Here is an 11,978-nt window from a genome sequence, read left to right on the forward strand (position 1 = left end):
ATGAAGGTTCCCTTCATCGAGCTAGTGAGCGAAGTGGCGCGTGCCCGTGAGGTACAGGGTCACGCCGTGTTCCTCGGCCTTGGCGATCACCTCGGGGTCGCGCACCGAACCACCGGGCTGCACGACCGCGCGCACACCGGCCTCCAGCAGCACCTCGAGACCGTCCGGGAACGGGAAGAACGCGTCGGACGCCGCGACGGCACCCTTCGCGCGCTCACCCGCGCGCTTCACCGCGAGGTGCGACGAGTCGACCCGGTTGACCTGGCCCATGCCGACACCGACGGTGGCGCCGTTGTCCGCCAGCAGGATCGCGTTCGACTTCACGGCGCGGATGGAACGCCACGCGAACTCGAGGTCCGCCAGCGTCTTCTCGTCCGCCGGCTTGCCGCACGCCAGCGTCCAGTTCGCGGGCGAGTCACCGGCGGCGTCGATCGCGTCGCGCTGCTGCAGCAACAGGCCACCGGACACCGGACGCATCTCGGCACCACCACGTGCGGGCGCCTCGGCCACGAGGATGCGCACGTTCTTCTTGCGCTGCAACACCTCCACCGCACCGTCCGCATAGGACGGAGCGATGATCACCTCAGTGAAGATCTCCGACACGAACTCGGCCATCTCCACGGTGACCTCGCGGTTGGCCGCGATGATGCCGCCGAACGCGCTGACCGGGTCGCACTCGTGCGCCTTGCGGTGCGCGTCCGCGATGCTCACCTCGGACACCGCGATGCCGCACGGGTTCGCGTGCTTGATGATCGCGACGCAGGGCAGCTCGTGGTCCCACGCGGCACGCCAGGCGGCGTCGCCGTCGAGGAAGTTGTTGTACGACATCTCCTTGCCGTGCAACTGCTTCGCCGACGCGAGACCCGTGCGGCCGTCGCCCTGCGTGTACAGAGCGGCGTGCTGGTGCGGGTTCTCGCCGTAGCGCAGCACGTTCGACCGGTTCCAGGTCGCGCCGACCCAGCCCGGGAAGCCGCTGCCCTCGTCGTCGGGCGCCAGCACGTTGCCGATCCAGGACGCGACGGCCACGTCGTAGGAGGCGGTGTGCCGGTACGCGGCCGCGGCCAGCTGCTGCCGGTCGGCCAGGGTGAAGCCGCCCTCGCGGACGTTCTCCAGCACCCAGTCGTACCGCGCCGGGTCGACGACGACGGCGACGTTCGCGTGGTTCTTCGCCGACGCGCGGACCATCGCGGGGCCGCCGATGTCGATCTGCTCCACGCAGTCGTCCGCGGAAGCACCGGACGCGACCGTCTGCGTGAACGGGTACAGGTTCACGACCAGCAGGTCGAACGGCGCGATGTCCATCTCGCGCAGCTGCTGGACGTGCGACTCCTTGCGCAGGTCGGCCAGCAGCCCGGCGTGCACGCGCGGGTGCAGCGTCTTCACGCGGCCGTCGAGGCACTCGGGGAACCCGGTGACCTGCTCGACCGGCGTCACCGGGACGCCCGCGTCGGCCAGCACCTTCGCGGTGCCGCCGGTGGACACGATCTCGACTCCGGCCGCGTGCAGGCCGGTGGCCAGTTCCAGCAGGCCGGCCTTGTCGGAGACCCCGATCAGGGCCCGGCGTACCGGTCGCCTCTCGGCAGGAGTGGTCACGGGATGCTCACCTTTCGTCCGTTCACGGTGCAGCCCTCACGGGCCAGCCTGCCGACCGTCTCGACGAGCAGCCGGCGTTCGACGACCTTGATGCGTTCGTGCAGGGTCTCTTCGGTGTCATCGGGTTCGACGACAACCGCCTCCTGCGCGAGGATCGGCCCGGTGTCCACGCCGGCGTCGACCAGGTGCACGGTCGATCCGGTGACGTGCACGCCGTAGTCCAGGGCGTCCCGCACGCCGTGTGCGCCGGGGAACGCGGGCAGCAGCGCGGGGTGGGTGTTGATCATCCGGCCGCCGAAGCGCGCGAGGAACGCCGGGCCGATGATCTTCATGAAACCGGCGGACACCACGAGGTCGGGCTCGAAGGAAGCCACCGCCTCGGTCAGCGCGGCGTCCCAGGCGTCCCGGTCTGCGTGGTCGCGCAGCTTCACGGCGAAGTGCGGCACCCCGGCCCGTTCGGCGCGCTTGAGACCCTCGATGTTCTCGCGGTCGGCGCCGACCGCGACCACCTCGATCGGGAGGTCCGAGGCGTCCAGCAACGCCTGCATGAGGGTTCCGGAACCGGAGACGAGTACGACGACGCGCGCCGGTGTGGGAAGCCGAAGTTCGGTGCTCAGCGTCTACTCCTGGGCGTGGCGTGTTGTAGCAGCTCAGGGGCAGTTTAGGCCGTCACCGTTCCGGCTTGCCGTCCAGGTCCTCCTCGGGCTCCATGCCGAGCATCTCGTCGAACTCCGCGTCGAGGTCTTCCTCTTCTTCCTCAACGTCTTCCTCTTCGTCGGCGACGTCGTCCTGCTCGTCCGCGACGTCGTCCTCGAGCTCTTCTTCCTCGTCGTACTCGTCTTCGTCGTAGTAGTCGTCGTCCTCGAGGTCTTCCTCGACCTCGAACTCGTCCTCGTCCACCACTTCGAGCTGCTCGAACTGGTCGGTGAGCTCGTCGTCCTCGAACACGACGTCGGGGTCGACGGCCTCTTCTTCCTCGAAGTCCGGCTCGACGAACTCGGCGTCACCGTCCGCCACGACCTTCGCGCGGGACCCGGCGAGCCACGCGACCAGGACGCCCGGCACCAGCACCCACACCGCCGTCATCAGCGCGAGCAGACCGGCGGGCACCGTCACGGGGTCGAACGCGCCGGACGCCAGCCGGCCACCGGCGGTCGCGGCGAGCACCAGGCAGCCCACGGCCGCGGTGATCGCGGCGACCAGCACCGCGCGGAACCGCGATGACGGCCGATCCGACACCTTGCGGCAGGTCCAGCCGACGAACGCGCCGATCAGCGCCGGGACCACCAGCACGACCGGGCTCCACACGTGCTCGGTCTCCGGCATCGCGGCCAGCAACGGCACCGGCGGCACGTCACCACCGACGAACCGCATCGGCGAGATCTCGACCCCGCCCAGCGAGAACCCGGCACCCGCGACGTACGAGAAGCCCGCGATGATCGCGTTCGGGAGATAACCGAGGCACAGCAGGAACACGCCGAGGCCGACACCGACCGACGGACCCGCTCCGGCGAAGAGCCCGCTGGTCGTCGGCCACGAGATCGCGAGCCCGGCGCCCAGCGCCAACGCACCCGCGCTGATCAGCGCGAACAGTGCCATGAACCCGGAGCGCAGCCCGTGCAGCGCCACCGGGTCGAGCTTGTCGAAGACGATCTCGACCAGACCGCAGCGGCGGGCGACGCCGAACGTGGCGGCGATACCGGACACGGCGGCACAGCCGAAGAACGCCACCGCGGGCGTGGCGCGCACGACGCCGTCGCCCATGATCAGCGCGATCGTGCCGCCGACGACCGCGTGCGCGCCGGCGATGCTCAGCACGACCCCGCGGGCCTGGAGTGGTTCGTAGAGTCCGAGCCGGTCAGCGGCACCCGCGGCGGTGCGGGCGACGAGCAACATCAGCAACGCGGTGGGCAGCAACGGCAGCACACCGAGCTGACCCGCGTCGAAGCGCAACGGCACGTGGTGCGCGGCGAGCCACGCCGGTGCGGCCGCGCTGAGCACGCCCGCCGTGGAGAAGGCGGCGTACGTGGCGGTCGCGGAGATCAGCGCGAGCAGTGCCGCCACCGCCGCGTACCCGACGACCACCGACCCGACCGCGGCCGCGACGAGCACCCGCATGTGTTCGGAGCGCGAGAACTCCGGCGGGCGCACAGCGGTCACCTCGCGAGTCGCGTCGCGTGTCAGCACGGGCACTTCTCCACTGTGTCAGGCGGGCTGAGCCGTTCGGGTGAGGCACGCCGCACGCAAGAAGGGCGTCTGCAAGTACTGCCAACAGCGAGTTGGTGGTACTTGCAGACGCCCCGAGAACCCTGCTTACTGCTGCGGACCGCCGAAGCCACCGGGCGGCGTGCCCGGTGCGCCGAACTGGCCGGGCTGCGGCATGAAGCTGGTCTGCTGCGGCGGCTGGCCCGGCTGCGCTGGCTGCTGCGGCTGCTGACCGAACTGCTGCTGACCGAACTGCGGCTGCTGCGGCGCCTGCTGCTGGGGTGCGCCGTGCTGAGGCTGGCCCTGCTGCGGGAACGCGCCGGACTGCGGGTTCCAGCCACCGGGCTGGCCCTGGCCGGGGTGACCGCCGTACGGGTTCGCGGGCTTCGGCTCGAACTTCACGATGCCCTCGGCGAGCAAGAAGGTGAGCACGATGGCCGCGGTCTCGAGCAGCGCGACGATGAGCAGGACGATGTCGAGACCCTGCACCGACGGCGACTTGATGATGCCCTGCAGCTGCAGGAGCATCTGCACGGCCGCCAGGACCGCGGCGACCGGGACGAAGCCCTTCGGGATGCTCGGCAGCACCGAAAGGCCTGCCAGCGCACCCGCGGCGAGCAGGTAGACGACGTTGCCGCTGCTGACGTCGTCCGCGAACGCGACGAGGTAGGCGACCAGGCCGAGACCCGCGCCGACCAGCGGGAGGATCAGGCTCAGGTTGATGTTGTTGGCGCCGGGAGCGCCGTGGGCCTGAGGTGGTGCCTGGTGCTGTGCCGGACCCGGCGGCTGCTGTTGGGGTGCGCCGTAAGGCACGGACATGTCAGGTCTCCTCCAACCGAGTGATGCTGCAAAACGCTACTTGACGCACATGCTCAGACGATGACCGGATCATGCCGGTTCCGCCAGACGAGCGAGGGCCGGACCCCGAAAGTACTCCGGTGTCCGGCCCGCGTGTGCAGCTCTGCGAACTCTGATCAGAGCGCGTTCATGATCTCGCGCATCAGAGCGGCGGTCTCGGACGGCGTCTTGCCGACCTTGACGCCGGCGGCCTCGAGGGCCTCCTTCTTCGCCTGCGCGGTGCCCGCCGAGCCCGAGACGATGGCGCCGGCGTGGCCCATGGTCTTGCCCTCGGGAGCGGTGAAGCCCGCGACGTAGCCGACGACCGGCTTGGTCACGTTCTCCTTGATGTACGCCGCGGCGCGCTCCTCGGCGTCGCCACCGATCTCACCGATCATCACGATCGCGACGGTCTCGTCGTCGGCCTGGAAGGCCTCGAGAGCGTCGATGTGCGTGGTGCCGATGATCGGGTCGCCACCGATGCCGATCGCGGTGGAGAAGCCGAAGTCCTTCAGCTCGTGCATCATCTGGTAGGTCAGGGTGCCGGACTTCGACACCAGACCGATCTTGCCGCTGCCCGCGATGTTCGCGGGGATGATGCCGGCGTTCGACTTGCCGGGGCTGATGATGCCGGGGCAGTTCGGGCCGATGATGCGGGTCTTGTTGCCCGTCGCGACGGCGTGCGCCCAGAAGTAGGCGGTGTCGTGCACCGGGATGCCCTCGGTGATGACGACCGCCAGGCCGATCTCGGCGTCGATCGCCTCGACCACGGCGGCCTTCGAGAAGGCCGGCGGGACGAAGATCACGGTCACGTTCGCGCCGGTGGCCTCCATGGCCTCCTTGACGGTGCCGAAGACCGGGAGCACGGTGCCGTCGAAGTCGACCTTCTCGCCGGCCTTGCGCGGGTTCACGCCACCGACGATGTTCGTGCCGGACGCGAGCATGCGCTTGGTGTGCTTGGTGCCCTCGGCACCGGTCATGCCCTGGACGATGACCTTGCTGTTCTCGTTGAGGAAGATAGCCATCTGACTCAGACCCCCGCAGCCGCGAGCTCGGCGGCCTTGGCGGCCGCGTTGTCCATCGTGTCGACAACGGTCACCAGCGGGTGGTTGGCCTCGGCGAGAATCGCGCGGCCCTCCTCCACGTTGTTGCCGTCGAGGCGGACGACGAGCGGCTTGGTGGCCGAGTCGCCGAGGATCTCCAGCGCCTTCACGATGCCGTTGGCGACGGCGTCGCAGGCGGTGATGCCACCGAAGACGTTGACGAACACCGAACGCACGGCCTCGTCGCCGAGGATGACGTCCAGGCCGTTCGCCATGACCTCGGCGGACGCGCCGCCGCCGATGTCGAGGAAGTTCGCGGGCTTCACGCCGTACTGCTCACCGGCGTACGCCACGACGTCCAGCGTGGACATCACGAGACCGGCGCCGTTGCCGATGATGCCGACCTCGCCGTCGAGCTTGACGTAGTTGAGGCCCTTCTCCTTGGCCTTGGCCTCGAGAGGGTTCTCCGCCGCCTTGTCGACCAGCTCGGCGTGGGCCGGGTGGCGGAAGCCGGCGTTCTCGTCCAGCGTGACCTTGCCGTCGAGCGCGACGATCTTGTCCTGCGGGTCGCGGACCAGCGGGTTGACCTCGACGAGCGTGGCGTCCTCGGAGACGAAGGTCTCCCAGAGCTTCACGATGGTGTCGACGACCTGGTCCTTCACCTCGGCCGGGAAGTTCGCCGCGTCGGCGATCTCCTCGGCCTTGGCCGCGTCGACACCCTTGATGGCGTCGATGTGGATCTTCGCGAGGGCCTCGGGCTTGGTGGCCGCGACCTCCTCGATGTCCATGCCGCCCTCAACACTCGCCATGGCGAGGAAGGTGCGGTTCGCACGGTCGAGGAGGAAGGAGAAGTAGTACTCCTCCGCGATGTCCGAGGCAGGCGTCACCAGCACGCGGTGAACGATGTGCCCCTTGATGTCCAGGCCGAGGATGGCGGTCGCCTTCTCCTCGGTCTCCTCGGCGGTGGAAGCGAGCTTCACACCACCGGCCTTGCCGCGGCCGCCGGTCTTGACCTGGGCCTTGACGACGACCGGCTGGCCGAACTTCGCGGCGATGGCCTTGGCGTCGGCGGGGTTGGTGGCCACATCGCCCGGCAGTACCGGGACGCCGTGGGCGGCGAAGAGATCCTTCGCCTGGTACTCGTACAGGTCCACTCGGGTCTCCTGCGACGTCGGTGTCGGAACACCGCGCCTGGGTGGTCCTCAAGGGGCCAAGCGAACCCACTTGACGCGGCTGGGCCCAGACACTATCGAGCTGCAGGTACTGCTCGCACGCCACCGTCGGTGAGGTCGGTCTCAACAGCGGTGAGGTCGATCACGCGTACGCGCGGTCGACCACATTCAGCGGGTCGCGCGAGCCCCCGTCAAACCCGCCGCGACGAGCAACGCCACCACCGCCGCCAGCGCCAGCCAGGTGCCGGGAGCCGCCACCGCGCCTTCGACGCGACTGCCCGTCAACGGCAGCTCGAGCGCGCGCACGCCCATCAACAGCGCGGCGCCCACGAGCGTGGCGGCAGCACGGGCGGGCCTCGACCGGACCGCGGCCACGAGGAGGCCGATCACCGCGACGAGGCACGCGACGAGCATCCAGGACATTGACGCGTCGGTACCCGGCACCAGCGTCGGCGCTGTGTAGTCGGCACCCCGCATGGTCGGCAACGCGAAAGCACCCGCCGCGAAGAGCCCGGCCAGCAGCACCGCGCCCAGCTCGGCCACCGGGAGCTGCTCCCGCTTGCCCGTGCCGTCGTTCTCCCGCTCGACGGCACCGCCGAGGAGGACGAAGAACAGTGCCAGCAAGCCGATCGGGAGCTCGACGACCATCAGCCAGAAGCCGGCACCCGGCTGGGCGATGCCCGACTGGCTGGCCGCCACCACCGAAGCAGTCGCACCGGCGGCGGCGAGCTGCATCGCGACGTAGCCGCCGGGCAGGGCCGGGCGGACGGTCGCGGCGGCGGCCGGGACCAGCAACAGCACACCCAGCACCGCGACCGCGATCCCGGCAGGCCAGAGGAGGTTCGCCGAGGCCAGTTCCGGCGCCGCACCCCCGGTGCTGAGCACGAGCTGCGGCAGCAGCCCGCCGGCGACCGTCGCGACGGCGGAGACGATGAAGAGGACTCCTGCGGTCACGTGGATGCGCCGCAGCGACGGCAGCACGCGGTCGCGCGTCTCGTCACGCCTGCTGAGCACCATCCGGACCAGACGGGCGAGCAGCGGCAAGGCGGGCAGGAAGAGCGCGGCGATCAGCACGAGCATCGAACCCGAGGAGATCCCGAGGCCGGGCGCGACGGTTCCCGCAGCCAGCCACGGCACCACCACGGCCAGCAGGGCGAGCGTGACGCCGTACGTGCCGCCTTCGCGGGTGTCCGGGTCGGGCGAACTGGCGGCCAGGGCGGTGGCGAGCGGCGCGGCCAGGGCGACCAGCAGGCCGCCGGTCAGCCCGAGCGCGGGCAGGTCCCACGGCGCGCGGTCGAGCTGGAACGCGTCCGCCGAGCTGAACGGCTTGCCCAGCAACCCGACCGCGGCGAAGGCGGCGATCAGCATCGGGAAGCCCATGAACTTCGCGGGTTCGGACTCGTCCGCGGGCATTCCTGCCCGGCCGGACGAGAGCACGCCGGCCGCGATGACCAGCACGTGCCCGGCGATGAGCAGCCACAGCCCCGCTGACGGCGTGACCGCGACGAGGGTGGCCGGACGGAAGAGCTCAGGCCGTGCCACGGACATCGGGGCGAACGCGATCTGGAGGTCGCTCAACAGCCGTCCGACCGCGAACACGCCGAGCGCGGCGATCAGCGCCGCCGCGATGAAGGGCTTGCCGCGGAACAACAGCGCACCCGCGACGGCGGGCGGCAGCAGCGCCAGGACGGCGAGCAACGGCCACGACGTGTAGGCGGGTTCCGCGCCGTTGACCACGCCGATCAGCGGGCCCGCGGCGGCGAGGAGACCGCCCGCTGCGGCGAGCGCCCACGAGGTGCGCAGGCGCGCGGCGGCCGGGGTCTGGTTCTCGAGCTCGGTTCGAGTCATCGCGGGCGAACCTAGCAAGCCCGGGGATGGGTTCCGCGTCACCTCGGGGTGCCTGTTGAGACGAAATTCGTTCGCATGTGGAAAAGATTCGCCGGGTACTCCTAGTCGGTGACTCCATCACTTACCGTCGCTCATATGAGCGACACCGGCCGGTCGTGGATGACGCGTCTGACTGACGCGGTTCTCGATCGTGCCGGGTGGGGTGTGCACACCGCGCGAGATGTCGCAGAAGAAGTAAAGGTCGCGCTGCGCGCCATGGCCACGCCCGGCGGCATGCGCGGGGTCGCGATGGAAGCTGCCTGGTTGACGGCGCACGCGGTGCTCTACCCGTGGGGTGCGATCACCGAGCAGCTGCGTCAGGACGGCCAGTTCCGGCACTACCGCACCGACGGCCTGCCACCCCGCCAGCGCGGCCTGATGGTTTCGGCCATGGACGCGGCGGGCACCCCGATCGTGTTGGTGCACGGCATCGGGGACAACCGCTCCGCCTTCGCGGTGCTGTCGGGGGCACTGCGAAGGCGGGGCTTCGGGGTGGTGCACGCCATCAACTACAGCGTGCTGACGGCGTTGACGGGGGATGTCCGCCGCTCGGCCGCGTTGCTCGGCGCGCACATCGAGCGGATCTGCGAGCAGACCGGTGCCGATCAGGTGCATGTGGTCGGCCATTCGCTCGGCGGTCTCATCGCCAGGTATTACGTACAACGGCTGCACGGCGACTCACGCGTTCGCACGCTCGTAACACTCGGAACGCCGCACAACGGCACATTGCTCGCCTACTTGATGCCGACTCCGCTGACCAGGCAGCTCCGGCCCGGTTCCGAGTTGCTCGCGGAGCTGGCCGAGCCCTGCCGCCCGTGCGCCACGCGCTTCGTCGTGGTCTGGTCGGAGATGGATCAGATCATCGTGCCTCAGCGCAACGCCCGACTGGAGCACTCCGCGTTGCACGTCGAGGAGCACCAGATACGTGATTCAGGTCACCTTTCTTTGCCGGTTGACACGAGGACTCTTCACGTAGTTGTGACCGCCATCACCCGATCGGATGACTCTCTGGGTCACCCCATCGCCGCTGGCGGTGAGGCGTGTCGCGCGCCCGGCGTGACCGACGGTCACAGTTGACAGTTGAAACCAGCTGGTTGCCGCCTGTTCGGACGACATAACGAACTGGGGTTTGCCCTCCGAGGCTCCCCGCCGTTACTGTCCCCCGGTCCGTTGTCACGGTCTGATCACAGAAGGACACCGAGTCAGAACCCCGAATCCTGACTCACCGGGAATCCCCCGCCCGGCAGTCCACCGATCAGGCTCCCCGAAGGCGGAAGGGCAAGCTTTGAGTCACCACCGCTCCCCCGGCGGCCATGAACGCAGTGCTGCGCTCGATGAGGCAGTCGACCGCGCCTCCGCGCGCACCGTCAGCTCCCACCGGCTCCCCCCGCCACCGTCGGCGCTTCGCGGACGCATCGTCGTCGCCGCCGTCGCAGTAGGCGCATTCGCCGCGGCAGGCGCAGGCCAGACCCTGCAGGCCGCCGCGGACGACAGCAACGACGTTCAGCTCGCGAACCACACCGACGGTTCCGCCGCGTTCACCGGCCAGGGTGGCGACAACTCCTCCGCCCCGCAGATCCTCGCGGTCTCCAAGACCACGTCCGAGGGTTCCGCCGAGGCCGCCAAGCTCCTGCGCAGCCAGCAGCTCACCACCGAGCGCGAGGCCGTCGAGGCCGAGAAGAAGCGCCCGAAGTTCGTCCGCCCCGCCGCCGGTGACTTCACCTCGGGCTACGGCGGCCGCTGGGGCACCATGCACCTCGGCATCGACATCGCCGGCCCGATCGGCACCCCGATCCTGGCCGCCGCCGACGGCGTGATCCTCGAGGCCGGTCCGGCTTCCGGCTTCGGCCTCTGGGTCCGGGTGCAGCACGAGGACGGGACCATCACGGTCTACGGCCACGTCAACGACTTCATCGTCCGCGAGGGTCAGCCGGTCAAGGCTGGTCAGATGATCGCCCACATGGGTAACCGCGGGTTCTCCACCGGCCCTCACCTGCACTTCGAGGTCTGGAACCCCGGCGGTCAGAAGATCAACCCGCTCACGTGGCTGAACGCTCGCGGTGTGACCGTCTGATTCGCGGTCCCCTGAACTACGGCTCAGTAGCTTTCTCGCGCCGGTTTGGCGTCGACCCACCTCCGGGTGCGGGACTGGGCGGTTCAGGCGCCTCACGAGCCTCGTAAGCCTCTAACAGCGCTCCTGTCGCTCGTATTCCGCGACTCGTTACAGAGTCATGCCGGAGTTGATGGACTTGAGTCGCGTTCAGGCGGGCTTGAGTCGGGCTCAGGGGCTTGAGTCGCGTTCATGGCGGATGAAGTAGGCCGTGGCGACTCGCCAGACCGAGCACATGTGTTTTCGCCAGCGCGGGCCGCAGGCCTTGCAGGCGCCGGAGTCTGTTTGCTCGTGGAGGGTGAGCAGGGTGCGCCAGGCTGAGGTCAGGCTGGTCGTTGCTTGGGGTGTGCTCGCGGATTCCAGCTGGTTGAGGATTGCGAACACTCGTTCGTGCAGCACGTTGGCCAGTACGTGATCCAATTGAGAGCGCTCCCGCGGTTGGGTGTGTCCACACGCGGTTGATGATGCTCGGTGGGTCTGACAATTTTTGGCGCCTGCGGTCGCTCGAAGCTCGCGGATGGCTTGAGCTGAGCTGACCAGGACCGGACCATGCCATGCCAGCCATGCCATGGCTGGCTCGTGGCGATGAGTCGCGATTGTGGTGATTAGTCGTACGGCCGGACCGCTCTCCCGTTCGGTCCGGCCGTACTCGCCGCGAAGTTCTGGCCCCCGCCTTCCCTTCGCTCCCCTTCGTCTGCAGGCTGCGGTTCTTGCTGCGGATCGCCCCGAACGGCCCGCGGCTGTGCTGCTTGCGACACCCACATAGACGTACGAAGGTTGGGTTCGTTGCGCTGGTTTTTGGAGTTTTCTTGAGATTTATCTGGTTGGGGTGAAGTTGCTGGTCAGGGCGGTTTGGGGTGTCCGGTTTGTGGCGGGTTGAGGGGTGTGGGGGGCGCTGTTAGTGGGACGCGGCGGTTTCGTAGGTCAGTCCCATGATTCGTGTGGAATGCGGGCCGTGCGCGGTCCTTGCGGGTGGTTGGCTCGCGTTGGGGGGTCCCGTTGCGTGCGAACCGCAGCCGGGTGTGTGGTCGCCTTGCGTTGAGCGGGTCCTGTTCCGTGCTTCCCCTTGGAGGCTCTGATCGGGGGGCCGGCGCCGTGGGGGTTGATGGCACGCCTGTTGCTTAGGGCGGC

General features: G+C 69.2%; 9 protein-coding genes. 2 read left to right on the forward strand and 7 right to left on the reverse strand.

All coding sequences use genetic code 11. The annotated features are described in order from the left end of the window. Positions 1-21 precede the first annotated feature (21 nt). From purH to UK23_RS20820, 7 genes are all read right to left on the reverse strand, one after another. Positions 22-1,593 carry a bifunctional phosphoribosylaminoimidazolecarboxamide formyltransferase/IMP cyclohydrolase gene (purH, locus tag UK23_RS20790; protein WP_045313246.1) on the reverse strand — a complete coding sequence of 524 codons (1,572 nt, stop codon included), beginning with the start codon at positions 1,591-1,593 and terminating at the stop codon, positions 22-24. Then, positions 1,590-2,210 (reverse strand): phosphoribosylglycinamide formyltransferase, encoded by a 621-nt coding sequence (gene purN / locus UK23_RS20795; protein ID WP_045313247.1) that lies wholly within the window; start codon positions 2,208-2,210, stop codon positions 1,590-1,592. Before purN ends, purH begins: the two co-directional genes overlap by 4 nt. A 52-nt stretch (positions 2,211-2,262) precedes the next feature. Beyond that, complete coding sequence (locus tag UK23_RS51755; protein WP_045313248.1) at positions 2,263-3,786, reverse strand: DUF6350 family protein; 1,524 nt, start codon at positions 3,784-3,786, stop codon at positions 2,263-2,265. A 120-nt stretch (positions 3,787-3,906) separates the two neighbouring features. After that, a complete protein-coding gene (locus UK23_RS20805; protein WP_045313249.1) occupies positions 3,907-4,617 on the reverse strand; it encodes a DUF5336 domain-containing protein in 711 nt (236 codons plus the stop codon). A gap of 155 nt (positions 4,618-4,772) precedes the next feature. After that, positions 4,773-5,660, reverse strand: coding sequence for a succinate--CoA ligase subunit alpha (sucD, locus tag UK23_RS20810; RefSeq protein WP_045313250.1), 888 nt, complete (start codon positions 5,658-5,660; stop codon positions 4,773-4,775). A 5-nt stretch (positions 5,661-5,665) separates the two neighbouring features. Next, positions 5,666-6,832: an ADP-forming succinate--CoA ligase subunit beta gene (sucC, locus tag UK23_RS20815; protein ID WP_045313251.1), complete on the reverse strand. Its 1,167-nt coding sequence runs from the start codon at positions 6,830-6,832 to the stop codon at positions 5,666-5,668. Between the two features lie 186 nt (positions 6,833-7,018). Then, positions 7,019-8,698, reverse strand: a complete 1,680-nt coding sequence (locus UK23_RS20820; protein ID WP_045313252.1) for a hypothetical protein — start codon at positions 8,696-8,698, stop codon at positions 7,019-7,021. Between the two features lie 135 nt (positions 8,699-8,833). On the opposite strand from UK23_RS20820, the gene UK23_RS20825 reads away from it, so the two are divergent. Then, on the forward strand, positions 8,834-9,814 hold the full coding sequence (locus UK23_RS20825) for an esterase/lipase family protein (RefSeq protein ID WP_231114596.1): 981 nt from the start codon (positions 8,834-8,836) through the stop codon (positions 9,812-9,814). Positions 9,815-10,022: 208 nt separating this feature from the next. Beyond that, a complete protein-coding gene (locus UK23_RS20830; RefSeq protein ID WP_082114829.1) occupies positions 10,023-10,811 on the forward strand; it encodes a M23 family metallopeptidase in 789 nt (262 codons plus the stop codon). Positions 10,812-11,978 lie beyond the last annotated feature (1,167 nt).

Source organism: Lentzea aerocolonigenes (assembly GCF_000955955.1).
Taxonomy (GTDB): domain Bacteria; phylum Actinomycetota; class Actinomycetes; order Mycobacteriales; family Pseudonocardiaceae; genus Lentzea; species Lentzea aerocolonigenes_A.